Origin of the sequence: Derxia lacustris, from assembly GCF_002105195.1 — a bacterium.
Lineage (GTDB): Bacteria > Pseudomonadota > Gammaproteobacteria > Burkholderiales > Burkholderiaceae_E > Derxia > Derxia lacustris.
Map to the genome: position 1 here is coordinate 188,370 of NZ_MUHU01000002.1, position 24,546 is coordinate 212,915.

General features: G+C 69.3%; 23 protein-coding genes. 16 read left to right on the forward strand and 7 right to left on the reverse strand.

What is annotated here, in order from left to right; translation table 11 throughout:
• The first annotated feature begins 11 nt into the window (after positions 1–11).
• The 7 genes from B9P64_RS02715 to B9P64_RS02745 all read left to right on the forward strand — a co-directional run bounded on the left by B9P64_RS02715 (position 12) and on the right by B9P64_RS02745 (position 7,794).
• On the forward strand, positions 12–1,040 hold the full coding sequence (locus B9P64_RS02715) for a TRAP transporter substrate-binding protein (RefSeq protein ID WP_085314736.1): 1,029 nt from the start codon (positions 12–14) through the stop codon (positions 1,038–1,040).
• The gene (locus B9P64_RS02720) at positions 1,037–2,899 is read left to right on the forward strand and encodes a TRAP transporter large permease (RefSeq protein WP_085314737.1); all 1,863 of its coding nucleotides are present in this window, start codon (positions 1,037–1,039) and stop codon (positions 2,897–2,899) included. The genes B9P64_RS02715 and B9P64_RS02720 overlap by 4 nt, the downstream gene beginning before the upstream one ends.
• A gap of 59 nt (positions 2,900–2,958) precedes the next feature.
• Positions 2,959–3,828 (forward strand): sugar phosphate isomerase/epimerase family protein, encoded by an 870-nt coding sequence (locus B9P64_RS02725; protein ID WP_085314738.1) that lies wholly within the window; start codon positions 2,959–2,961, stop codon positions 3,826–3,828.
• On the forward strand, positions 3,825–4,709 hold the full coding sequence (locus B9P64_RS02730) for a transketolase (RefSeq protein ID WP_085314739.1): 885 nt from the start codon (positions 3,825–3,827) through the stop codon (positions 4,707–4,709). Before B9P64_RS02725 ends, B9P64_RS02730 begins: the two co-directional genes overlap by 4 nt.
• Positions 4,706–5,719, forward strand: a complete 1,014-nt coding sequence (locus B9P64_RS02735) for a transketolase family protein (RefSeq protein ID WP_085314740.1) — start codon at positions 4,706–4,708, stop codon at positions 5,717–5,719. The genes B9P64_RS02730 and B9P64_RS02735 overlap by 4 nt, the downstream gene beginning before the upstream one ends.
• Positions 5,720–5,786: 67 nt before the next feature.
• Complete coding sequence (locus B9P64_RS02740; protein ID WP_085314741.1) at positions 5,787–6,890, forward strand: porin; 1,104 nt, start codon at positions 5,787–5,789, stop codon at positions 6,888–6,890.
• Positions 6,891–6,975: 85 nt separating this feature from the next.
• Positions 6,976–7,794 carry a hypothetical protein gene (locus B9P64_RS02745; protein ID WP_085314742.1) on the forward strand — a complete coding sequence of 273 codons (819 nt, stop codon included), beginning with the start codon at positions 6,976–6,978 and terminating at the stop codon, positions 7,792–7,794.
• A 31-nt stretch (positions 7,795–7,825) separates the two neighbouring features.
• On the opposite strand, the gene B9P64_RS02750 is transcribed toward B9P64_RS02745, so the two are convergent.
• A complete protein-coding gene (locus B9P64_RS02750; RefSeq protein WP_085314743.1) occupies positions 7,826–8,344 on the reverse strand; it encodes a Rossmann-fold NAD(P)-binding domain-containing protein in 519 nt (172 codons plus the stop codon).
• Positions 8,345–8,647: 303 nt separating this feature from the next.
• On the opposite strand from B9P64_RS02750, the gene B9P64_RS02755 reads away from it, so the two are divergent.
• Complete coding sequence (locus tag B9P64_RS02755) at positions 8,648–9,085, forward strand: Ohr family peroxiredoxin (RefSeq protein WP_085314744.1); 438 nt, start codon at positions 8,648–8,650, stop codon at positions 9,083–9,085.
• 235 nt (positions 9,086–9,320) lie between these two features.
• On the opposite strand, the gene B9P64_RS02760 is transcribed toward B9P64_RS02755, so the two are convergent.
• A complete protein-coding gene (locus B9P64_RS02760) occupies positions 9,321–10,697 on the reverse strand; it encodes a phosphomannomutase/phosphoglucomutase (RefSeq protein ID WP_176256697.1) in 1,377 nt (458 codons plus the stop codon).
• A gap of 472 nt (positions 10,698–11,169) precedes the next feature.
• Between B9P64_RS02760 and B9P64_RS02765 the strand changes: the two genes are divergently transcribed.
• From B9P64_RS02765 to B9P64_RS02780, 4 genes are all read left to right on the forward strand, one after another.
• A complete protein-coding gene (locus B9P64_RS02765; RefSeq protein WP_176256720.1) occupies positions 11,170–11,376 on the forward strand; it encodes a cold-shock protein in 207 nt (68 codons plus the stop codon).
• A 122-nt stretch (positions 11,377–11,498) separates the two neighbouring features.
• Positions 11,499–12,221 (forward strand): HAD family hydrolase, encoded by a 723-nt coding sequence (locus B9P64_RS02770; protein WP_176256698.1) that lies wholly within the window; start codon positions 11,499–11,501, stop codon positions 12,219–12,221.
• Positions 12,218–13,243: a GNAT family N-acetyltransferase gene (locus B9P64_RS02775; protein ID WP_085314748.1), complete on the forward strand. Its 1,026-nt coding sequence runs from the start codon at positions 12,218–12,220 to the stop codon at positions 13,241–13,243. Before B9P64_RS02770 ends, B9P64_RS02775 begins: the two co-directional genes overlap by 4 nt.
• A 105-nt stretch (positions 13,244–13,348) precedes the next feature.
• Positions 13,349–14,821, forward strand: a complete 1,473-nt coding sequence (locus tag B9P64_RS02780) for a DUF2779 domain-containing protein (protein ID WP_085314749.1) — start codon at positions 13,349–13,351, stop codon at positions 14,819–14,821.
• A 123-nt stretch (positions 14,822–14,944) separates the two neighbouring features.
• Here the strand turns inward: B9P64_RS02780 and B9P64_RS02785 are convergent, their stop codons facing one another.
• The 5 genes from B9P64_RS02785 to glyA all read right to left on the reverse strand — a co-directional run bounded on the left by B9P64_RS02785 (position 14,945) and on the right by glyA (position 20,806).
• On the reverse strand, positions 14,945–16,006 hold the full coding sequence (locus B9P64_RS02785; RefSeq protein WP_176256699.1) for a Tim44 domain-containing protein: 1,062 nt from the start codon (positions 16,004–16,006) through the stop codon (positions 14,945–14,947).
• A gap of 155 nt (positions 16,007–16,161) precedes the next feature.
• Positions 16,162–17,775, reverse strand: coding sequence for a pyrroloquinoline quinone-dependent dehydrogenase (locus B9P64_RS02790; protein WP_085314751.1), 1,614 nt, complete (start codon positions 17,773–17,775; stop codon positions 16,162–16,164).
• A 152-nt stretch (positions 17,776–17,927) separates the two neighbouring features.
• Complete coding sequence (gene ribD / locus B9P64_RS02795; RefSeq protein WP_085314752.1) at positions 17,928–19,043, reverse strand: bifunctional diaminohydroxyphosphoribosylaminopyrimidine deaminase/5-amino-6-(5-phosphoribosylamino)uracil reductase RibD; 1,116 nt, start codon at positions 19,041–19,043, stop codon at positions 17,928–17,930.
• Positions 19,044–19,073: 30 nt separating this feature from the next.
• A complete protein-coding gene (gene nrdR / locus B9P64_RS02800; protein ID WP_085314753.1) occupies positions 19,074–19,535 on the reverse strand; it encodes a transcriptional regulator NrdR in 462 nt (153 codons plus the stop codon).
• Positions 19,536–19,552: 17 nt separating this feature from the next.
• A complete protein-coding gene (gene glyA, locus B9P64_RS02805; protein WP_085314754.1) occupies positions 19,553–20,806 on the reverse strand; it encodes a serine hydroxymethyltransferase in 1,254 nt (417 codons plus the stop codon).
• Between the two features lie 434 nt (positions 20,807–21,240).
• Between glyA and B9P64_RS23475 the strand changes: the two genes are divergently transcribed.
• The 4 genes from B9P64_RS23475 (at position 21,241) to B9P64_RS02820 (ending at position 24,424) form a co-directional block, all read left to right on the forward strand.
• Positions 21,241–22,332: a hypothetical protein gene (locus B9P64_RS23475; protein WP_139826109.1), complete on the forward strand. Its 1,092-nt coding sequence runs from the start codon at positions 21,241–21,243 to the stop codon at positions 22,330–22,332.
• A 58-nt stretch (positions 22,333–22,390) separates the two neighbouring features.
• Positions 22,391–23,143 (forward strand): SDR family NAD(P)-dependent oxidoreductase, encoded by a 753-nt coding sequence (locus tag B9P64_RS02810; RefSeq protein WP_085314755.1) that lies wholly within the window; start codon positions 22,391–22,393, stop codon positions 23,141–23,143.
• 163 nt (positions 23,144–23,306) lie between these two features.
• Positions 23,307–23,714, forward strand: coding sequence for a CidA/LrgA family protein (locus B9P64_RS02815; RefSeq protein WP_085314756.1), 408 nt, complete (start codon positions 23,307–23,309; stop codon positions 23,712–23,714).
• 2 nt (positions 23,715–23,716) lie between these two features.
• Positions 23,717–24,424 (forward strand): LrgB family protein, encoded by a 708-nt coding sequence (locus tag B9P64_RS02820; RefSeq protein WP_085315084.1) that lies wholly within the window; start codon positions 23,717–23,719, stop codon positions 24,422–24,424.
• The last annotated feature ends 122 nt before the right edge of the window (positions 24,425–24,546 follow it).

Consider the following 24,546-nt stretch of genomic DNA (forward strand, 5'->3'; position numbering starts at 1 on the left):
GGAGACAGGCGATGAGCCAAACCCACCAGCCCGCCAGCGCACGACGCCGGCAAGCGATCAAGGCGGCCGCCGCGCTGCCGCTGTTCTCGATCCTCACGCGCCGCGCCGACGCGGCCGAGTTCACCTACAAGCTCGCCACCGGCCAGGACCCGACCCATCCGGTCAACCGGCGCGCCCAGGAAGCCATCGACCGCATCCGCAACGCGACCAACGGCCGGCTCGAAATCCGCCTGTTCCCGGCCAACCAGCTCGGCTCCGACACCGACCTGCAAGCCCAGGTGCGCAGCGGCGGCGTCGAGTTCTTCAACCAGGCCAACGTGGTGCTGACCTCGCTCGTGCCGGCGGTCGGCATCGTCAACACCGGCTTCGCCTTCCATGACTACGACGAGGTCTGGCGCGCGATGGACGGCGCCCTCGGCAAGCATGTGCGCGCCCAGATCGAGAAGATCGGCCTCATCACCATGTCGCGCCCCTGGGACAACGGCTTCCGCCAGGTCACCACGTCCACCAGGCCGGTCAAGACGCCCGACGACCTGCGCGGCCTCAAGCTGCGCGTGCCCTCGGCGCCGATGCTGATGTCGCTGTTCCAGGCGCTCGGCGCGGGCGCCACGCCGATCAACTTCAACGAGGCCTACTCCGCGCTCCAGACCAAGCTGGTCGAGGGCCAGGAGAACGCGCTGCCGATCATCTCGACCGCGCGCCTGTACGAAGTGCAGAAATTCTGCTCGACGACCAACCATGTGTGGGACGCCTACTGGATTCTCGGCAACCGCCGCGCGGTCGAGCGCCTGCCGGCGGATGTGCGCGAAATCGTGTTCCGCGAATTCGACCGCGCCGCGCTCGACGAGCGCACCGACATCGCCGCGCTGAGCCAGAGCCTGCGCGCCGAGCTGTCGGGCAAGGGCCTGCAATTCGTCGATGCCGACAAGGCCGCCTTCAAGGCCGCGCTCGACAAGGCCGGCTTCTACAAGGAGCTGCGCGCCAGGTACGGCGACGAAGCCTGGAAGCTGCTGCAGGACGCCGTCGGAGCGCTGGGATGAGCGCCGGCCTCGCCCTCACGCCGCCGGCCACCGCCGGCGATGGCTGGATCGGCCGCATCGACCACTGGCTCGGCCGCTGCATCGAGGTGCCGGCCGCGATCGCGGTGCTGGCCGAGGTGCTGATCCTGCTCGGCGCGGTCATCGCGCGCTTCGTGTTCAACATGCCGCTGACCTGGGCCGACGAACTCGCGTCCATCGTCTTCCTGTGGCTGGCCAACTTCGGCGCCGCCGTCGCGCTGCGCCACGGCTCGCACATGCGCATGACGGCGCTGGTCGGCCAGCTCGGCCCGCGCGTGCAAGCGTATGCGGAGGCGCTCGCGATCGCCGCGCCCTGCGTCTTCCTGCTGATGCTGCTGCCGCCGATGATCGATTACGCCGAAGGCGAATGGGTGGTCGAGACGCCGGCGCTCGGCTGGTCCAACACCGTGCGCGCGGCGGCGGTGCCGGTCGGCAGCGTGTTCATGGTGGCGATCAGCCTGCTGCGCCTGGCCCGCCTCGGCTGGCGCGAGGTGGGGGTGGCCGCCGGTCTGATCGCGGCGCTGGCCTGCGCGGTGTGGCTGGGTCGCGATGCGCTCGTCGCGATGGGCAACTGGAACCTCGTCCTGTTCTTCGCCGTGCTGCTCGGCGCGGGCGTGCTGGCCGGCGTGCCGATCGCGTTCTGCTTCGGCCTCGCGACGGTGGCCTTTCTGCTCGGCACGTCGAGCACGCCGCTGGAGGTGGTGGCCGGCCGCATGGACGAGGGCATGAGCTCGCTGATCCTGCTGGCGGTGCCGCTGTTCATCCTGCTCGGCCATCTGGTGGAGATGACCGGCATGGCCAAGGCGATGGTGGACTTCCTCGCCTCGCTGCTCGGCCATGTGCGCGGCGGCCTCAACTACGTGCTGCTCGGCGCGATGCTGCTGGTGTCGGGCATCTCGGGCGCCAAGACGGCCGACATGGCCGCCGTCGCCCCGGTGCTGCTGCCCGAGATGAAGAAGCGCGGCAATCCCGAGGGCGAGACGATCTCGCTGCTCGCCGCCTCGGGCGCGATGGCCGAGACGATTCCGCCGTCGCTGGTGCTCATCACGATCGGCTCGGTGGCCGGCGTGTCGATCGGCGCGCTGTTCACCGGCGGCATCCTGCCCGGCGTGGTGCTCGCGCTGCTGCTCGCCGTGCTGGCGCGCCAGCGCAGCCACGAGCATCTGCTCGACATCCGGCGCGCGCCGATGGCCGTGGTGCGAAAGGCGCTGCTCGTCGCCCTGCCCGCGCTGCTGCTGCCGCTGCTGATCCGGACCGCCGTGGTGCGCGGCGTGGCCACCGCGACCGAGGTCTCGACCCTCGGCATCGCCTACACGGTGCTGGCGGGCATCGTCATCTACCGCCGCTTCGACTGGAAGCGCCTGCCCGGCGTGCTGGTCGAGACGGCGGCCCTGTCGGGCGCGATCCTGTTCATCATCGGCACTGCCACCGGCATGTCGTGGGCGCTGACGCAGTCGGGTTTCGCCCATGCGCTGGCCGAGTTCATGGCCGGCATGCCGGGCGGGCGCTGGGGCTTCCTGCTGGTGTCGATCGCGGCCTTCGTCGTGCTCGGCAGCGTGCTGGAGGGCATTCCGGCGATGGTGCTGTTCGCGCCGCTGCTGTTCCCGATCGCCCGCCAGCTCGGCGTGCACGAGGTGCACTACGCGATGGTCATCATCCTGGCGATGGGCATCGGCCTGTTCGCGCCGCCCTTCGGCCTCGGCTACTACGCCGCCTGCACCATCGGCCGCGTGAGTCCCGATGCCGGCCTGCGCCGCATCTGGCCCTATCTCGGCGTGCTGCTGCTCGGCCTGATCCTCGTCGCGGCCGTGCCCTGGTTCTCGATCGGCTTCCTCACCTGAGCGCAGGCCGCCGGCCCCGGCGCCACGAGCGCCGGCGGCGGGCGGCAGCGAGCCAAGCCATGCAAACTTTTGCAACCCAGCGCATCGTGGCCGTGTCGTCGGTGGCCTACGACGGCTACCCGGCCGACCGCATGCTCGACAGCCTCGCCCGCCTCGGCGCCACGCATGTCGAGCCGTCGATGGTGCCGGTGTACGCGATCTCGGCCGACGAACGCGAGTTCGGCGAGCGCCAGGCCGCGACGCTGGCCCGCGACATCGCCGCCGCCGGCCTCGCCTGCCACACGGTCTCGGCCCACATGGACCTCGGCCGGGCCGACGCGGTGAAGGTGTTCGGCAGGCGCATGCGCTTCGCGGCCCGCCTCGGCGCGAAGCTGGTCAACACCCACGCGGCCGACCGGCCGGTGGAGGCGCGCTTCCTGCGCAACCTCGAACGCCTGCTGCCGCTGGCCGAGGAGCTGGGGCTGGTCATCTGCTTCGAGAACCCCGGCCACGGCAGCGACAACCTGTTCAACCGCGCGGCCGACGGCATCGCCCTGCTGGCCCGCATCGGTTCGCCGCGCGTCGCGCTCAACCACGACCTCGGCAACCTGCTGTCGCACCGGCCCGGCACCGACGCCGCCGCCGATGCGATCGCCGCCCTGCCCCATTGCGCGCAAGTCCATCTCAAGGACGTGCGCGCGCGCGCCGACGGCTGGTTTCTGACCGCCCTCGGCGACGGCGATGCCGGCTGCGCCCGCGTGATGCCCGCGCTGGCCGCCCGGCCGGCCGTCTGCGTGTCCATCGAGCTGCCGATGCGCCTGCATCGCGGTCCCGACGGACTGCCGAGCCGCACGCCCTTCCGCGTGCCGCTCGCCGACATCGAGTCGCGGCTCGCCGCCGCGCTCGCCTACGTCCACCACCACCTCAGTGCAAAGGCCCGAGCCGCATGAATCCGCACGACATCCCCCCCGCCGGCAGCGCGCCGGCCACCGATCCCGAACTGCTTGCAAAGCTGCGCGCCCGCGCCCTCAACATCCGCCGCCTCGCGGTGCGCATGGGCGAGGTGCAGGGCCAGGGCTATGTGGGCCAGGCCCTCGGCGTGGCCGATGTGCTCGCCGTCTGCTACGGCCATCTGCTCAGGCTCGATCCCGCCGACCCGCACTGGGAAGGCCGTGACCGCTTCCTGCTGAGCTGCGGCCATTACGCGATCGCGCTCTATGCCGCGCTCATCGACGCCGGCGTCATCCCCGAGGACGAACTCGAAACCTACGGCTCCGACGAAAGCCGCCTGCCCATGAGCGGCATGGCCAGCTACACGCCGGGCATGGAGATGTCGGGCGGCTCGCTCGGCCAGGGCCTGACGATCGCCGTCGGCATCGCGCTCGGCCTGCGCCAGAAGGGCAGCGGCAACTGCGTCGTCAACCTGATGGGCGACGGCGAACTCGACGAAGGCTCGACCTGGGAAGCCGCTCAGGCCGCCGCCCACCACGGCCTCGCCAACCTCATCTGCATCGTCGATGCCAACAACATGCAGGCCGACGGCCATTCGAGCGACGTGATGCGCTACGAGCCGCTGGCCGACAAGTGGGCCGCCTTCGGCTGGGCCGTGCGCCGCGTCGATGGCAACGACCTGCCCGCCGTGCTCGCCGCGCTGACCGAGCTGCGCACCCTGCCCGGCAGCCAGCCGCGCGTCCTCATCGCCGACACCCGCCTGGGCCGTGGCGTGCCCTTCCTCGAATCGCGCGACAAGGCCCACTTCATCCGCGTGGAGGCCAATGAATGGGCGCTCGCGCTCGCCGTGCTCGACGACAGCAACAAGGAAACCGCATGAACGCGCCGACCGCTCCCGCGCCCGTGAAGAAGAAGCTGACCACCTCGGCGATGATCGCCTCGATCGCCGCCGAAGGTCAGCGCACCAAGCCCGCGCCCTTCGGCCATGCGCTCGCCGCGCTGGCCGAGCAGCGCGCCGACATCGTCGGCCTGACCGCCGACCTGGCCAAGTACACCGACCTGCACATCTTCGCGAAGCAGCATCCGTCGCGCTTCTTCCAGATGGGCATGGCCGAGCAGGTGCTGATGGGCGCCGCCGCCGGCCTCGCGCACGAGGGCTTCGTGCCCTTCGCGACGACCTACGCGGTGTTCGCCACCCGCCGCGCCTACGACTTCATCCACCAGGCGATCGTCGAGGAGAACCTGCCGGTCAAGATCTGCGCCGCGCTGCCGGGCCTGACCACCGGCTACGGCCCGAGCCACCAGGCGACCGAAGACCTCGCGCTGATGCGCGCGATCCCCAATCTCACGGTGATCGACCCCTGCGACGCGACCGACATCGAGCAGGCCGTGCCCGCCATCGCCGCGCACGACGGCCCGGTCTACATGCGCCTGCTGCGCGGCCAGGTGCCCTGCGTGCTCGACGAATACGGCTACCGCTTCGAGATCGGCAAGGCGAAGACGCTGCGCGACGGCCGCGACGTGCTCATCGTCTCGACCGGGATCATGACCATGCGCGCGCTCGAGGTGGCCGACCAGCTCAAGGCCGACGGCGTGGACGTGGGCGTGCTGCATGTGCCGACGATCAAGCCGCTCGACGAGGCCGCCCTGCTCGACGCCTGCCGCCGCGAAGGCCGGCTGGTGGTCGTGGCCGAGAACCACACCGTCGTCGGCGGTCTCGGCGAGGCGGTGTCGGCGCTGCTGATGCGCGAGCGCGTGTTCCCGGCGGGCTTCCGGCTCGCGGGCCTGCCCGACGCCTATCTGCGCGCCGGCGCGCTGCCGACGCTGCACGACCTCTACGGCATCTCGCGCGAGGTGCTGGCCGAGCGCATCAAGGGCTGGCTGGCCTGACGGCCGGCCCCACGGGCGATGCGGCGCAGAACGCATCGCCCGCACCACAACCACCAAGAGGAAAGACATGAGGGGACGACTCATCGCGCGCGGCGCGCTCACCACCGCCGCGCTCACGCTGGCCGGCAGCGCCGCCGCGCAATCGACCGTGACGCTGTTCGGCATCGCCGACGCGGCCTATGTCAACCAGGGCAACCGGCCCGGCGGCAGCGGCCGCGCGATCCAGTCGGGCGCCTGGCAGACCTCGCGGCTCGGCTTCCGGGGCACGGAGGATCTGGGCAACGGCTACTCGGCGGTGTTCGACATCGCGCAATCGCTTGCACTCGATACCGGCGCCCAGGCGAACGCGGGCCGGCTGTTCGACCGCAATGCCTTCGTCGGCATCGGCAGCGCGGCGACCGGCACGCTCACGCTCGGCCGCCAGACCACGGTGCTGACCGAGGGCTTTGCCGCGACCGATCCGCTGCGCGCGAACAACTCGGCCACCAACCTCAATGTGCGGCTCGGCTATCTGGCCGGGCCGGCGGCGCCGATCGCGGGCAGCTTCGGCGCGAACCCGGGCTTCGCGGGCAATGCGCTCGACCGGCAGGACAACGCCGTGAAGTACAGCCTGCGCAAGGGCGGCTTCACCGGCACGGCGATGATGGCCTTCGGCGAGTCGGCCACGGCGGGCGCCTCGGCCAACCGGTCCTGGGGCGCGCTCGCGGGCTGGGATGGTGCGGGCTTCGGCCTGCGCGGCGCCTTCGCGCGCTTCGAGGATGCGACCGGCGCCCAGCTCGACGCCGGCATGGTCGGCGCGACCTGGCGCAACGACAGCCTGCGCCTCGCCGCGACCTGGACGCGCAATGCGATCGAGGGCAATGCGGCGGCCTATCACGGCCAGGAAACCGGCATCCAGTCGGCCGGCCTCACCTGGTCGGCCACGCCGGCGCTCGATCTGACCTTCGCGGCCTATCGCGCCAGGCGCGGCTTCGACAACGCGGCCGACCAGGTCGCGCGCAAGTTCTATCTCGTGCCGGAGTGCAAGTTGTCGAAGCGCACGACGCTCTACGCGGTGGCCGATGCCGAGCGCTTCAACGCGGGCGGCGCGGCGCTGGACACGGGCACGGCGCTGAAGGCGGGCGCGCGGTCGTCGATGTATCTGGCGGCGGGCGTGAGCCACACGTTCTGAGGCGCGGCGGCACCGGCCGGCGGGCGGCGCTTCATCCGGCGGCGGCACGGCCGTCAATCCGGGCAAAGCGCTTCCCGACACGCCCATGAACATCACGTCATCCGCCCTGTTCGCCGCGCTTGCAACCACGACGGCGGGCGATCCGGCCGCCGCCCGCACGGCCCGGCACCAGCGCGAGCAGCAGACGCTGGCCCAGGCGATGAACCAGATGCGCAACCTGCCCGACGCGAAGCAGATCGCGCGGCAGCGCGCCGCCGGCAAGATCGCCCGGCTCCAGGCGCGCCTGATGGAATTGCGCATGCTGCTGCAGCATGCGAGCCCGCAGCAGGCCAGGCTGCTCGCGCGCGAGATCGGCGGCCTTGCCGGCGAACTCGCGCAGGCCGCACGCGCCGCCGGCATGGCCGGAAGCGGCTCGGCCGGCGCCACGCCCGTCAGCGCCGAGCCGATCCCGAGCGGCGGCACCGACATCGCCCCGACAGGCAGCCCGTCGGCCGACGCGGCCGACGAGTCCTCCGCCTCTGACCAGGATGCCGACCGCGATTCCGACCGCGACTCGTCCGCGTCCGCCGCCACCGACGCCGCGGGCCGCAGCCGGCACGCCCGCAGCCCGGCGCAATCGGGCGGCGACGCTTCCCCGCTCCAGCGCCAGCTCGAAGACGCCAGGCGCCTGCTGCGCGAGGTGATCGCGCTCGCACGCGCAAGGCTGCGCGAAGGCGACGAGGACGCCCGGCGCGAACTCGCGCAGGCCGAGCGCGCGCTGTCGGCCTCCGGCACCGCATCGACCGCGAGCGCCGCCCCGGCCGCGCCAGCCAGCGGCGTCACCGCCGCGCTCTATACCTCGCTCGGCACCGCCGACGGTGGCGCCGCCGCTTCCGCGAGCGGCGGCCTCAGCCTCCAGGCCTGAACCCGCCGGACCGCCACGGCAGCGACCGCCATCAGAAGAAGCGCGCGTCGCCGAGCGACTCCGCCGTGCGCTCATGCGCATCGATCAGCGCCGCGACCGCCGCCGCGCCGTCGGTCTCGGCCAGCTTCAGCACCCGGCCGTCGATCGCCGACATCTGCGTGTAGCGCAGCACCGGCAGCGCCGCCTCGTCGAGCGCGAGCGTGGTGCCGACCACCAGCTTCGGCCGGTGCCCGGTCTCGCGGATGATTTCCATCAGCAGCACGATGGCGTCGAGCGTGGCGCCGGCCACCGCGCCGACCGTCGTCAGGTCGAAGATCGCGCAGTAGTCGGCATCGATCAGCTCGCCGAGCAGGCTCGGATCGTCGTAGCGGCCCGACACGTTTCGGATGCGCTTGTCGGCCGACTTCTCGGCCGGCGCGCTGTCGAGCAGCAGGATGCGATCGATGGCGCTTTCGCGGCCGCCCGAATCGGTGAGCCGGTTGCGCTCCAGCAGCTGCGTGGCGAGTGCGCGGGCGAGCGGGCTGGCGCCGTGGGTGATGAAAACTTTCATGAATCTCTCCGGCGCGGTCGTTGCCGCGCGCTTGTCGTGAATGGAACACAGCGCGACAGACATGCCAGTCGCGTGCCGAGCGGCGACGCCGACGGCCGGCCGCGCAAACGCATCGTTCCGCCGCATCCGCGGCCGTGCATTGCCGGTCGGGCGCCCGGCTGCCGTGGTGAATCGGCCCTTGCACGGCCCGCTGCGGCCGCCTTCGGTCGCCTGCGAAACGCCGGCCGATGGCAGCGCGCACGGCGGTTGCTTCGGAGTGTCCGGCAGCAACCATTCAACCATCCGGCGCGAAGGAAATTTCAGATGGACGTCGTCTACAAGACAAAGATGCTCACGCAAGGCGGCCGCGGCGGCCAGATCCAGAGCGATGACGGCAGCTTCAAGCTCAAGCTGTCGGTGCCGAAGGAGATGGGCGGCAAGGGCGAGGGCCCCAATCCCGAGATGCTGTTCGCCGGCGCATTCGCCGCCTGCTTCGAGCATTCGGTGCGCCACATCGCCAAGCTCGACAAGCTCCCGCTCAAGGGCAGCTATGTCGAGTCGGACATGACGATGTACGTGACCTTCGAGGGCCAGTACAAGATCGCGCTCACGCTCACCGTGCACATGGCGGCGAGCTTCGACCAGACCACCGCCGACAGCCTGCTCGAACGGGCCAAGGCCATCTGCCCGTACTCGGATGCGACCAAGGGCAACATGACGCTCAATCTCGTCGCCCTGCTCGATCCGCCGCCGGGCGCCTGAAGCGCCACGCGGCAAGCCGCGTCGGCACCATCGACGGCCCGACCGCCCGACAAGGCGGCCGGGCCGTCTTGCTTGCGGCCGCCCAATGAGCGCCATGCCGCGCAGGCCACGGGTGCCCGGCGCCGCTCGTCCGTATTGAATCGGGCGCCAAGCCCGGTCGCCCGTTCAGGACGGCGGCGTCAGGCCCGGTGACCGCCGCAGCGCCTGCGGCAGCGGCTGATCCGGGCCCGTCGGCTCAGAACGGCAGCGCCACGCCCGGCCGGGCCGTCTGGATCGCGGCGCGGAAGGCGGCCTGCACCCGCTTGTAGGCCGCGTCGCTCGCGCCCTCGAAGCGCAGCGTCAGCGCCGGCCCGGTGCTCGAGGCGCGCAGCACGCCGAAGCCGTCGGGCCAGATCACGCGCAGGCCGTCGGTCGTGACGATTTCCGGCGCGCCGTCGAAGCTGGCCTTGGCCGCGATCTCGGCCACCAGCGGTCCGGCCTCGCCCTCGTTGACCTTGATGCGCACTTCCTGCGCGGTGAAGGCCTTGGACAGCGCCGCCACCGCCGCCGGCCCGTCGGGCTGGTGCGACAGCGCCTCGGCGATGCGCGCTGCGGCGTAGAGCGCGTCGTCATGGCCATGCCAGCGGTCACGGAAGTAGAAGTGGCCGCTGTACTCGCCGCCGAGCGTCGCGCCGTCGGCCGTCATGGCGGCCTCGATGAAGCCGTGGCCGCTCGGCGCATAGCCGATGCTCGCGCCGCGCTCGGCCAGCCAGCCGGCCAGGCGCGGCGAGGTCTTCACGTCGCCGACGACCTTGAGCCCGGGCGTGGCCGCGACCTGATCGGCGGCCAGCAGCATCAGCACGCGGTCGGCCTCGATCGCATAGCCGCGCGTGTCGACCACGCCCAGACCGGCGCCGTCGCAGCTGAACGCGATGCCGACTTCGCCCTGCGCGCTGCTGCGCTGGGTCGAGACCAGGTCGATGAGGTTCTCGCGGTTGGTCGGATCGGGAAAATGGTTGGCGAAATTGCCGTCCACCTGCGGCCAGATCACGCTCACCGTCGCGCCGATGCGGCGGAACAGCTCCTCGGCGATGGCGCCGGTCGCGCCGTTGCCGCAGTCGAGCGCCAGCTTCACCGGACGCGCGAGCTTGATGTCGGCCGCGACCTTGTCGATGTAGGCCTCGTCGAAGCTTTCGCGCTCGTAATCGCCCGAGCCCTTGGCGAAGTCGCCGGCCTCGACGCGCTGGTACAGCGCCGCGATCGCATCGCCGCACAGCGGCACGCCGGCGAGCATCACGCGCAGGCCATCCCACTGGGCGTTGCTGCGACCGCCGGTAATCATCACGCCGCTGCCGCCGGCCGCTTCGTGCGCCGCGAACTGCAGCACCGGCGTGGCGCACAGGCCCACGTCGATCACGTCGACACCGGCATCGTTGATGCCGCCGGCGACGGCGCTGGCGTAATCGGCCGACAGCAGGCGGCCATCGCGCCCGACGGCGATGCGCTTGATGCCGCGCGCGGCCGCTTCGCTGCCGATGGCAAGACCGATCTTCTCGGCAATCTGGGGGGTGAGCGTCTGGCGTACGAGCCCGCGAATGCTGCTCGACCGGAAAATTTCTGCTGGCACTGACATGCGCGCTCCCGTGGAGGTGTGGGTTCGGGGCCGCCCGGCCGGCGCTGTCGGGTTCGTGCCAATGCGCACATCGATTGCGCCCTGACCGCGACACCGCGCGCCTTGGCCGACGGTTTTTGTCGGATTCGGCCCACCGGAGAAGGCTGAATGCGAGCGGTGTGCCAGACCGCGCGATTCATGCCTGCCGACCACGCTGCGTCCATCGCGGTGATGTTTCGAAGCCCAAAACGTAACCACGGCCCAACGCATTTCCAAACCCTGCTCGACTGCGGGGTACACTGGCTGCCACAGATATGCGCAAGACCCGTTTTTCAAGGTCTTTTTTCCCACTCCGCTCCGCGTGCAAGTTTGCGGGGCCGGCCTGGTTTGAGCTCCCGGTTGGCGTTTCTTGAGTGTTTCTGTTCCTGCCGTTCAAGCGGCCGGAGGGTTTTACTTTTTTATTTCACTCGGCAAGGAAACAAGTTCCATGAGTATTCAGACTGGCACCGTGAAGTGGTTCGACGACGCCAAAGGCTACGGCTTCATCACCCCCGAAGACGGCAGCAAGGATCTGTTCGCGCACTTCAGCGAAATCCGCAACGAAGGCGGTTTTCGCAGCCTGAAGGAAAACCAGCGCGTTGAGTTCGAAGTCAAGCAGGGCCAGAAGGGTCTGCAAGCCGCGAACATCCGCGTGATCTGATCACCGCCGCCGGAGCTACCCGCTCCGGCACGCGGCGTTTCGGTCGGCGCGTCATCCATGTCACTCCGCGAGTCGGGGCATGGATGACGCGCCGATCTTCATTTCAGCCCCAGCAAATGCGCATGTACACCACCGCGATCTTCGACATGGACGGCCTGCTGCTCGACAGCGAACGGCCCATTCGCGACGCCTGGGCCGTGAGCCTGCCGAACTTCGGCTTCGTGTTCGACGATGCGGTCTGGCTCGACATCATCGGCCGGCCGATCAATGAATCGCGCATCCGGCTGTGCGCGCATTACGGCCCCGACTTCGACTACGACGCGGTGTTCCGTCACGCCAATCTCGCGCTGCGCGCCCATCACGATGTGCACGGCTACAACGTGAAGCCCGGCGTGCAAGCGCTTGTCGCGGCGCTCGCGGCGGCCGGCGTGCGCTGCGGCGTGGCCTCGTCCACCCGGCGCGAAGAGGTGGCGCGCCGGCTCGACCGCACCGGCCTGCTGCCGCTGTTCGCCAGCATCACCGGCGGCGACGAAGTAGCGCGCGGCAAGCCCGAGCCCGACATCTTCCTGCTCGCCGCCGAGCGCCTGGGCGCCGCCGCGCCCGACTGCCTGGTGTTCGAGGACTCGGATCACGGCGCGCGCGCCGCCTTTGCCGCCGGCATGGGGCTGGTGGCCGTGCCCGACCTCAAGCCGGCCTGCGACCACACGCGCGAGCATGCCGTCGCGGTGCTCGAATCGCTCGAACACGCCCTGCCGCATCTGCCGCGCTGGTTTGCCGGCGGCGCCACCACTACCATCGTCGGAAAACCGCCCCCGGAAAACCCCAGGACGCCGCGCCAGCCATGACTGCCGCCTTCACCGAACTGCGACGCGCCGATGCCGACGACCGCCCGCTGGTCGAGGCGATGCTGGTCGAACACTGTGCCGAGCTGTGCATCGCGCCGGGCGACATCGAGCGCTACTGGCGCGACGACAACTACTTTCCCTTCCTCATCCAGCAGGACGGCCGGCTGGCCGGCTTTGCGCTGGTGCGCCGGCGCGTGGAAGACGGCCGCTTCGAGCTGGCCGAGCTGCATGTGCGGCCCGAATGGCGCCGGCACGGCATCGGCCGCTGGGCCGCGCGCGCGCTGCTGTGGAAATTTCCGGGCGAATGGAAGGTGGAGACGCTGCCGCGGCTCGACGGCGCGCGCGACTTCTGGCGCTCCACGCTCAGCACACTGCCGCGCCTGGCCGACGTGAGCGAGCGGACCGACGGCGACCGCAGCCTGTTCCGCTTCGTGCTGCCGCCCGGACGCGGCGCGGTGCGGCCGGCGCGCGCCAGCGACGCCGCCGCGATCGCGCGCATCCATGTCCACGCCTGGCAGGCCGCCTATCGCGGGCTGCTGCCCGAGAGCTTTCTCGCCTCGCTCTCGGCCGGCGAGCGCGAGGCCTACTGGCGCGATGCCATCGTGCGGCGCAGCGCCACCGTGTTCGTCGCCACCGACGATGCCGACCGCGATCTCAACGGCTGGATCGCCATCGGCCCGGCGCGCGACGCCGACGCACCGGCCGGCGCCGGCGAGGTGCTCGGCCATTGCGTCGATCCGATGATCTGGTCCAACGGCGTCGGCACCGCGCTGTGGCGCGCCGCGCGCGAGGCGCTCGGCCAGCTCGGCTTCCGGCGCGTGCTGCTCTGGGCGCTGGCCGACAACCGGCGCGCGCGCAGCTTTTACCAGCGCGCCGGCTTCGGCCCCGACGGCAGCGAAAAGACCATCGTGCGCGGCGAGAGCGAAGTGCGCGAGATCCGCTACGTCACCGATCTGGCGCGCCCCGACGCCAGCGTGTTCGCGCAACTGCCGCCGCCCGGCGACGCCGCCGATCCGGCCTGACGCCGGCGCCGGCTGTCGCGTCCAGCCATCCCGCGCGCCAATATCCTTGCGCCGCGCCCGGGAATCCGCACACTGGACGCACGACAACCAGAAACCTCCCCCGCCATGCCAGCCCTCACCGAGTCCGACTTCGCCCGTTTCCGGCAATGCCCGCGTCGCCACTGGCTGCACCGCCAGCGCGGCGATGCCGAGTCCGCCGCCCCGGTCGATGCGCTGGTCGCCGACGTGCTCGGCCGCGCCTGGCCCGGCGCGGTGCGCATCCCGGCCGACGCGCCGTTCGCCGAACGCGTGGTGGCCACCGCACGCGCCCTGACCGCCGCCGCGCCGCGCCCGATCATCGATGCCTGCTTCAGCGGCGACGACGGCCTGGATGTGCGCGTCGACCTGCTGGTGCCGCTCGAAAAGGGCGCGCCGGGCCGCTGGCGCGTGGTCGGCATCCGCCACGCCAGCAGCTTTGGCGAGCATGAGATCGACCTGGTCGCGCTCGCCGCGCGCGCGGTGCGCAATGCCGGCGTGCATGTGGCCGGCGTCGACGTGGCGCGCATCGATACCGACTTCGTCTATCCCGGCTACGGCTGGTACGGCGGCCTGTTCGCGCCGATCGAGGTCAGCGCCAGCGTCGAGGACCGGCCGCTCGGCCAGTGGATCGCCGACCTGCACCATCTGCCCGAGGGCCCCGAGCCCGCCATTCCGCCCGGCGCCCACTGCCTGCGGCCCACGCCCTGCCCCTATCTCGACAGCCACTGCGCGCCGCCGCCCCAAGGCCCGGCCGCCGAAGCCGACCGGCTGCGGCTCGACCTGTTCGGCCGCGACCTCGCCGCCCAGCTGCGCGCCGAAGGCCGCACCAGCCTCGCCGACGTGCCGCTCACCCGCCTGCCCAGCGACCGGCTGCGCCGCATGCAGCGCGCCGTGCTCGCCGGCCAGCCCATCGTCGAGGCCGCCGCCGCGCGCGAACTCAGCCGCTACCCGGGCCGGCGCCGCTGGCTGCGCTTCGAGACCATCGGCTTTGCCGTGCCGATCTGGCCCGGCACCCGGCCCTACCAGGTGCTGCCCTATCAATGGGCCTGCGATGTCGAGCGCGCCGACGGCAGCGGCGTGGAGCACCACAGCTTTCTGGCCGACCGCAGCGGCGACCCGCGCCGCGCCTTCACGCTCAGCCTGCTGGCGGTGCTGGGCGAGACCGGCCCGGTGTTCGCCTACAACGCCGGCTTCGAGCGCAATCGCATGACCGAGCTGGCCCAGCTGTTCGACGACCTCGCGCCGGCGCTCAACAACGCCGCCGCCCGCATCGTCGACCTGTTCCATCTGCTGCGCGCCAACGCCTACCACCCGGCCATGGACGGCTCCTGGTCGGCCAAGTCGGTGTTCCGCGCCTTCGCGCCCGATGTCGAAGCCGACCGCTTCGATGCCGCCGACGGCGCCGCGCCGCTCGAAGCCTTTGCGCTCTCGCTGCGCGACAAGCTCGATCCGGCCGAAGTGACCCGGCTGCGCGCCGCGCTGGAGGACTACGGCCAGCGCCAGACGCTCGCGCTGCGGCGCCTGACCGAAGCGCTCGGCGGCGAAGCCACCGGCTACTGACGCCAGCCACGTCGGCGCGCTGCGCGGCCTTGCCGGCGCGCCCGCCAGCGCCCGAGCATCGCGCCCAAACGAAAACGGCCGCCCGAAGGCGGCCGTTTCTCATTGCCGATCGGCGCTAGCCGATCACACCTGCTCGATGCCGGCCAGACGCCAGCCGTCGCCCTGCTCGCGCAGCAGATGCCAGACCTCGTCCACCGTTTCGGCCGGCGCGCCGGCTTCGCTCACATGGCCACGGAAGCGCAGGCTCGCCACCTGGGCACCGTCGCCGTTGCGCGTGAAGTCGACCACCTCGGCACGCATGTCGACCACCTGGGTGTCGGCCGGGCCGCCACGGCCGTCCAGATCGACGCGCAGCTGCTCGAACATCATCGGCGTGGTGTATTTGCGCAGGCCTTCCACGTCACCGCTGTTGTTCAGGTCCTGCATGGTCTTGAAGAAGGCCGGCGCGACACGTTGCAGCTCGTCGGCATCGGGCCCGTAGCCGACGGCACCGGCCGCCGGCGCCGCCGTGCGATAGGCATTGCTGCCGCCGGCCGAATACGCGCCCGGCACCGCCGCCGCCGGCCGCGCCTGATTGCGCTTCCACATGTAGAAGGCGCCGGCGCCCAGCAGACCGACCAGCAGCCACAGCCACATGCCGCCGCCCGACGACTGCTGGCCCGGCATCGCGCCATAGCCGGCCGCCGGCGCCGCCGCACTGGCCGCCGCCGGCTCCATCGGCGCGCCGCCGCCGCTCACGCCACCGTTGTTGTAGTTGCCGCCACCGGCAGGCGCATTCGGCCGCATGGCTTCACTGGCCACATAACCGGCCGCCGCGCCCACGGCCGCACCGGCCAGCGCCGGGGCGACCCAGCTGCTGCCCGAGCGTGCCGGCGCGCCGGCTGCCGCGCCTGCCGGCGCTGCCGCAGCACCGGCCGCCGGCGCCGCATAGCCACCGGCCTGGGCCGGCTGGGCATCCTGGCCGCGCACGCGGTTCATCACCTCGGGCCGCTGCATGCCGCTGGCACCGCCCGAACCCACGCGCGACGACGACGGCGCCACGGCATACGAGGAAGAAGACGAGCGCGAAGCGCCCGCCGACGAGGACCTGCCACTGCCAACGCGCGCCTCGGCAGGCGCGGCGACCGACAGAACTACCGACGTCGCAATGAGAGCGGCGACGAGACGGGAAGGGGTCTTGCTCACTTGGATGGACTCCATTCACGAAGAAACCGGCGGGCGCGCGCCTGCGACGCAGGGCGCGATCCGGCCTGAAGGCAAGTTTGGGACGAAAAGCCCAAAGCCAAGCCGAAGCCTAGCTTACAAAAAGGTTTCAAAACCGCCGCAAACCTGCCCAGACGTCACAGGCCGAACACCACGATGGTCGCGCTGCCGCCCGCCGCCTGATAGACCGGATGGGTATAGCCGCTCGCCACCGCCAGGCGCTGATGGCCGCCCGCGCGATACGAAATCACGCCGCCGCCGTTGGGCGCGCCGGTGCGGATCATGCGCAGCTGCACGCCGCTGGTCGCATCGATGGCCACGAGGCGGCCTTCGAGGTCGGCGGTGAACACCAGCTGGCCCGCCGTCGCCGTCACGCCGGCCAGCAGCGGCTTGCTCGAATGCCAGCGCCAGCGCGCCATGCCGGTGTGCGAATCGACCGCCGTGATCCAGCCGCCGGCCAGCTCGATCGGATCGCGCGTGCCATAGCCGTTGGCCCAGCCCAGATAAGGCTGGCGCAGCGTGAACACCGGCGTCGGGCCCTGGATGGCGCGCGCGCACCAGTCGATGGCGCCCACATAGACCAGATTGGTCATCGGGCTGTAGGCCGGGCCGTTCCATTGCACCGCCGCCACCGGGCAGAACCACAGGCCGGGCGCCGGCGGAATGTCGCCAGTGGTGTTGACCTGCGGCACCACCGGCAGCTTGAACAGCGGCTTGCCGGTGTTCTGGTCGACCACATGCAGCACGCCGTCCTTGCCGGCCACGGCCACCACGCGGCGCCCATCCCAGTCGGTGTAGGACGACACCACCGACGTATCCCAGTCGCGGTCCTCGGGGCCGAGCAGCTGATAGCTCCACCTGAGCGCGCCGGTCGTCGCATCGAGCGCCACCAGGCTGTTGGTATAGAGGTTGCGGCCCGGTCGCACCGCCTTGTTGTAGTCGGGCCCCGGATTGCCCACGGGAATCAGCAGCAGATTGGCGAAGGGCACGAGCGAATAGCTGGTCCAGGTGCCGCCGCCGCCATGCGCCAGGCTGAGCGGATTGGTCCAGGTTTCGGCGCCGGGCTGGCCCACCTGCGGCACCGTGTCGAAGCCCCAGAGCTTGTGCCCGTCGACCGCCGAGAACGCCATCATCTGGCCGCGAATGCCCGAATCGCCGCCGGCCTTGCCGATGTAGACCTGTCCGTTGGCCGACAGCGGCGCCGCCACCGCGTACTCGCCCAGGTTGGGATCGGCGGCGGCGGTCTGCCACAGCAGCCGGCCGGTGACGGCGTCGAGCGCAATCAGATAGCCGTCGTTGGTTCCGCGGAACACCCGGCCCTCGGCAATGGTCGCGCCGTTGTTGCTGCGGCCGTTCTCGGGGCCGAGCGGCTGCCATTCATGCTTCCAGCGCAGCGCGCAGCTGTTGGCGTCGATGGCATAGGTGCTGCGCGCGGTGGTGAAGAACAGCGTGCCGTCGTAGACCACCGGCCCGCTGCGGAAGGCCAGCGTCTCGCCGCTGTCGAAGCGGCACAGCTCGCGCACGGCGCCGATGTTGGCGCGGTTGATCTCGTCGAGCTGCGAATAGCGGAAGCCGCGATAGCCCTTGTTGAAGGTGGTCCAGTGGCTGCCTTCGTAGTCCACGCCTTCGCTCAGCGATTGCGGCGGCACATTGCTGGCCGGGCGGCTGGCGTAGAGGGTGGTCTGGGCGCGGGCGGATGCGGCGCAGGCGAGCGCCAGGCTTGCAAGCGCAATGCGCAGGGTGGTGCTCATGACGGGTCTCCGGATGGCCGTCCCGGCGCGCTCGATGTCGGCGGCGGGATCGGCTCAGCCGGCGATCATCGACGCCGCCTCGCGTGGGCATCCACTCGCAGCGCACCCGCGCATGACAGGCGGGAGCCGGCCCGTCGCGGACGGGTGCCGCTTCAGCGCGGCCGCACGTAGGCCAGCAGGCGCACGTCGCCGTCGGCCAGCAGCTCGACCGAATGGGTGTCGAGCGCGAGCCGGCCGTCGAGTTCGGTGAGTTCGGGCAGCGCCGCCATGCCGCGTCCGGGGCCGAGCAGGCAGGGCGCGAGGTAGATAAGCAGCTCGTCCACGCAGCCCTCGCGCAGCAGCGAGCCGTTGAGCTTTTCGCCGGCCTCCACATGCAGCTCGTTGATGCCGCGCTTGCCCAGCTCGGTCAGCATCGCGGGCAGATCGACCTTGTTGCTGGCGTCGGGCAGCGACACCACTTCCACGTCGCGGCGCGCGAGCGCGTCGGCCTTGAGCGCAACGGTCGGGTCGTGCAGGCCGGCGGCAAACACCAGCGTGCCGGTCGCCACGATCTTGGCTTCAAGCGGCACGCCGAGGTGGGCATCGATCAGCACGCGCCTGGGCTGGCGCGGGGTTTCGACCAGCCGCACATTCAGCTGCGGATCGTCGGCGCGCACGGTGCCAAGGCCGGTGAGCACGGCGCAGGCGCGCGCGCGCCAGGCATGGCCGTCGGTGCGCGCCGCCTCGCCGGTAATCCATTGCGACACGCCGTTCTCGAGCGCGGTGCGCCCGTCGAGGCTGGCCGCGATCTTCATGCGCACCCAGGGCCGGCCGCGCGTCATGCGCGAGATGAAGCCGCGATTCAGCGCCTCGGCCTCGCTGCGCAGCAGGCCGCAGCGCACGTCGATGCCGAAGTCGCGCAGGGTTTGCAGGCCGCGTCCGGCCACCTGCGGATTGGGGTCTTCCATCGCCGCCACCACGCGGGCGATCTTTGCCTCGCGCAGCGCGCCGGTACACGGCGGCGTGCGGCCGAAGTGATTGCAGGGTTCGAGCGTGACGTAGGCGGTCGCGCCCACGATGCCGTCCGGCCCGACCTTGGCGCGCGCATCCATCAGCGCCATCACCTCGGCATGCGGCTCGCCGGCGCGGCGATGAAAGCCCACGCCCAGCACCTCGTCGCCGCGCGCGATGACGCAGCCCACGCGCGGATTGGGTGTGGTGGTGAACAGCCCCTGGCGCGCGGCGGCAAGCGCGCGGCGCATGTGGGCATGGTCGAACTCGGTGAACATCGTCGGCTCCCCCGCCGGTCGCGGGATGGCTCAGCGCCGCCGCGACTTCTCGACTTCCTGGATGACTTCCTTGAACTCGCCCACGTCGTTGAAGCTGAAGTACACGCTTGCAAAACGGATGTAGGCGATCTTGTCGAGCTTCTTCAGCTCGCGCATCACGAGTTCGCCAATGCGCTCGCTCGGCACTTCCTTGGCGCCGAGCGATACCAGCTTGTCCTCGATCCGCGTGATCGCATCATCCACCGCCGCGGCGCTCACCGGGCGCTTGCGCAGCGCCAGCGTGAAGCTGGCCTTGAGCTTGTCGCGGCTGTACTCCACGCGGCTGCCGTCGCGCTTGACCACCACGGGCAGCATCACCTCGATGCGCTCGTAGGTGGTGAAGCGCTTGTCGCAGGCCGGACAGCGCCGGCGCCGGCGATTGACCTGACCGCCATCGGTCAGGCGGGTTTCGAGCACCGACGTGTCGTCGTGTCCGCAGAACGGGCAGTGCATGCCGGTGCCCTCGCCGCTTACTTGCTGCCGTACACCGGGAAGGCGTCGGTCAGCGTCTTCACCTCGGCGCGCACGCGCTCCAGCACGGCGGCATCGCCCGGCGCGGCCAGCACGTCGGCGATGAGGTTGGCGGTCTTCTCGGTCTCGGCTTCCTTGAAGCCGCGCGTGGTCAGCGCCGGCGTGCCGACGCGGATGCCCGAGGTGACGAAGGGCTTCTCCGGGTCGTTGGGGATGCCGTTCTTGTTCACCGTCAGGTGCGCCTCGCCGAGCACCTTCTCGGCTTCCTTGCCGGTGATCTTGAGCGCGCGCAGGTCGACGAGCATGACGTGGCTCTCGGTGCGGCCCGACACGATGCGCAGACCGCGCTTGATGAGCGTCTCGGCCATGACCTTGGCGTTCTTGGCCACTTGCTCCTGGTAAGCCTTGAACTCGGGTTGCAGCGCCTCTTGAAACGCCACCGCCTTGCCCGCGATCACATGCATGAGCGGACCACCCTGGATGCCGGGGAAGATGGCCGAATTGATCGCCTTCTCATGCTCGGCCTTCATCAGGATGATGCCGCCGCGCGGGCCGCGCAGGCTCTTGTGCGTGGTGCTGGTGACCACGTCGGCGAAGGGCACCGGGTTGGGGTACACGCCGGCGGCGATCAGGCCCGCGTAGTGCGCCATGTCGACCATGAAGATCGCGCCGACTTCCTTGGCGATCTTGGCGAAGCGCTCGAAATCGATGCGCAGCGCAAACGCCGAGGCGCCCGCGATGATGAGCTTGGGCTTGGCTTCGCGCGCCAGCGCTTCCATGCGGTCGTAGTCGATGTCCTCGGCTTCGTTCAGGCCGTAGGACACCACGTTGAACCACTTGCCCGACTGGTTGAGCGCCATACCGTGCGTGAGGTGGCCGCCTTCGGCCAGGCTCATGCCCATGATCGTGTCGCCGGGCTTGAGGAAGGCCATGAACACGGCCTGGTTGGCCTGCGAGCCCGAGTTGGGCTGCACGTTGGCGGCTTCGGCGCCGAACAGCTTCTTCACGCGGTCGATGGCGAGCTGCTCGACCACGTCCACGAATTCGCAGCCACCGTAGTAGCGCTTGCCGGGATAGCCCTCGGCGTACTTATTGGTCAGCTGGGAGCCCTGGGCTTCCATGACGGCCGGCGAGGTGTAGTTCTCGCTGGCGATGAGTTCGATGTGGTCTTGCTGGCGACCGTTTTCGGCCTGGATGGCCGACCAGAGTTCGGCATCGACCGAGGCGATGGTGTGGGTAGCGCGATTGAACATGGATTCCTCAGGGACGGGACGGGGGTGGAATGCCGGCCACGGGGCGGACTGACCGCCGCGCGAGACCGCTGTTTCACCATCGATGCCCAGGCGAACGGCTGATGCGGCAGGTGCTGGAACCCTTGCGCGGTGGCGGAGCCGGTTGGCCTGCCATCACCGCGCTGCGGGTTCTCGACCGCCGCGCCCTGCGCTCCCCCGTGGTGAGCCCACGTATTCGCCAGTCACGCAGGATTGAATGGTCGGCGGATTGTAGGGGACAGACACTAGCTGGTAAATAAAAAGAATGTTGAATCGGCTACGAAATTATATTAAATCGATCAGGTAAACCGCAGGTATTCAGCAACCCTTCGTCATCAATCAAAGAGGTGGCATGCAAATATTTTCATGCATATACTTTATGCTTTTAAAACCATGAAACACAAAGCCCACACGTTATGAGCGACCGAACCCAACAAACACCCAACAGCTCCGCCAAACCCGAAAAGAAAGATCAAAGTGCCGAACCAGCCAATACCCGCTGGTGGGAATCATATCTCGTTCGTTATTTCATAGGATTTGTATGTGCCTGCGCTTGCATTATCGCCCTATCATTTAAGTTCGGCCTACTTGAGGCCGCACACAGCATCATTGCACCCACAGCATCCAACCTTAAGCCAGATTGGTCTGCGCTTGTTATCCTTGGAAGCGCATTGAGCGTTGGATTTTGTTATATCGCCAGTAGCCCAATTACCGTCTTACATGCCGGACGCTACAGAAAAGGAAGGGTCGATCAGCATTCAAGAAATTTCTGGCTTGCTTGGACACCTATTGCAGCAATATCAGTCTTTCTGAATATCGAATGGGATTTCGAGGCAAGTGAATGGTTATCTTGGTGCGTTGCCATATTTATTCTTTGCATTCTATTTTCTCCCGCGTCCCCCTCGGACAGGGCGAAGCTTTCCCAGCACACCGGCATCAATGCTAGAGAAAACTTTATAACTCGCAACCCACGCTCCTGGTTCGCTGCTCAATGGCTCTGCTGGCTTATAGGGCTAATTGGATTCATTCGGTACATGGCAAATTTTGAAATTATTCACATTACCCGCCAAACGTTCAATTGGTGGATTCTATCACTTCCCGTTGCATGGATTGGCATTGCCCAATACGCCGTATTGTTCCGCGTACTATTCGAACAAGATCAAATCAATATTTTTTATCAACAGCTCTTTAACTCAAGGAGGCAGGCACACGCACGAGATATTCGCGACACATATACTCACCTACGAGAGCACTCCAACTCCGTCTTTATTGTAGTTGTCGAAATAGCCATTTTTTCCTGGGTTAATGCACTTTATGATTCAATGAATTATAACTGGCATTCACAATCAGAATTCCCAACAGATTTATTGCAGCACTTGCTCGGCGGCTTATTCATATGGATGGTACCCACTGTGTTCCTATGGTCACGCGCAAATGCAATGGAACGTGCGTTTGCAGAAAACCCAGAACTGTTCCTATCACGCAGGCGCCATCGAAAAGTGTATTAGAGCAAATACAATTTGGCGTGATTTCATTGCAATGCTCTTGCGTTCTTAAGGACTCTCCATGCCCCTCACCGCCCTCATCACCGGCGCCACCGCCGGATTCGGCGCGGCAATCGCCCGCCGTTTCGTGGCCGAAGGCCACCGCGTCGTCATCGCCGGCCGCCGCGCCGAGCGGCTTGATGCCCTCGTCGCCGAACTCGGCGCCGCCGCGCACCCGGTCGTGCTCGACGTGCGCGACCGCGACGCGGTGTTCGCCGCCGTCGCCGCGCTACCGGCCGACTTCGCCGCCATCGATCTGCTGGTCAACAACGCCGGCCTCGCGCTCGGGCTGGAGCCGGCGCAGCGCGCCGACCTCGACGACTGGGAGCGGATGATCGACACCAACATCAAGGGCCTGGTCTACATGACGCGCGCGCTGCTGCCCGGCATGGTCGAGCGCGGGCGCGGCCATGTGGTCAACCTCGGCTCGGTGGCGGGCGAGTTCCCCTATCCGGGCGGCAACGTGTATGGCGCGACCAAGGCCTTCGTCCATCAGCTGTCGCTGAATTTGCGCGCCGACCTGCTCGGCACGCCGGTGCGCGTGACCGATGTGCAGCCGGGCCTGTGCGGCGGCACCGAGTTCAGCAACGTGCGCTTCAAGGGCGACGACGCCAAGGCCGCCAAGGTCTACGAGAACACCCAGCCGCTCACCGCCGAGGACATCGCCGACACCGTGTTCTGGGTGGCGACGCGGCCGGCGCACATCAATGTCAACAGCATCCAGCTGATGCCGGTGTGCCAGGCCTTCGGGCCGCTGGCGGTGCACAAGGGCTGAGCGACGGCGCGCGCGGGCAAGTGCCTGTCGCGCGGCGGCAAGCGCGGCGCTGGCGCGGCTTGTCATTCGCAGCCTGAATGGCGCGGATTCAGAACATTCAGTTCAGCGATGATTGGGCAATCCGTATAAAGGCGACCAGTTCGCTCGATTAAGGGTTTACCCCATGACCATCCAACGCCTTCCGCTGCGCGCCCGCGCCCTCCTCCGTCACAGCCGGCTGTTGCAGATCGGCCTGCTGATGTCGGTCTGGTGGCTGGCGGAAAGCCTGCGCCACTGGCTCGGCCTGCCGGTGCCGGGCAGCGTGCTGGGCCTGGGCGCGATGCTGGTACTGCTGCTCACGCGGCTCGTGCGGGTCGAGAGCTTTCGGCAGGGCGCGCGCTGGCTGCTGGGCGAGATGCTGCTGTTCTTCGTGCCGGCGGCGATGGCGCTGCTCGATCACCCCGAGTTTTTGAGCGTGACCGGGCTGAAGCTGCTGGCGGTCGTGGCCGTGGGCACGCTGCTGGTGATGGGCACGACCGCGCTGTCGGTCGAGGCCTGCTATCTGTGGACGCGCCGGCAGGCGGCGCGCTGAGCATGGACGCCGCCTTCAGCCTCGCCACCGGCGCCAATCTGCTGCTGTGGCCGGCCGCCACCATCGGCGTGTACTGGCTGGCCAAGCTGGCTTACCGGCGCGTGCGCCAGTGGTGGGCCATGCCGCTGCTGCTGGCGCCGGTGCTGCTGCTGGGCCTCGCGCTCATGGCCGGCGCGCGCTATGACGACTACATGCGCGGCTCGCACTTTCTGCTGCTGATGCTGGGCCCGGCCACGGTGGCGTTTGCGCTGCCCATCTACGAGCGGCGCGCGCTGATTGCGCGCCACTGGAAGGTGCTGGCGGTGGGCGTGTGCGCTGGCAGCGGCATGGCGATGACCAGCGCCTGGCTGCTCGCGACCTGGCTGCATCTGTCGCCGGCGCTGCGGCTGAGCCTGCTGCCGCGTTCCATCAGCACGCCGTTTGCCATCGTGATTTCGGGCGATGTGGGCGGCGTGCCCGACCTGACTGCGGTGTTCGTGATCATGACCGGCGTGTTCGGCGCGGCCACCGGCGGGCTGCTGCTGCGCTGGCTGCCGCTGCGCTCGGCGGTGGCGCGCGGTGCGCTGTTCGGCATGGGCGCGCACGGCGCCGGCGTGACCCGCGCGATGTCGGTCGGCGATGAGGAAGGCTCGATCGCCGGGCTGACGATGGTGCTGGCCGGGCTGCTGAATGTGGCGGTCGCGCCGCTGCTGGCGCAGTTGCTCGGCTGATCCGGCGGCGTGACGCCTGTCCGGGCGGCTCGGCGCGGGCGCCGTCCACCGGGCGAGCATTGCGGCAAAACGAAAAGGGCGGCCTCGCGGTCGCCCTTTTGCATTCAGCGCGCCAACGTGGC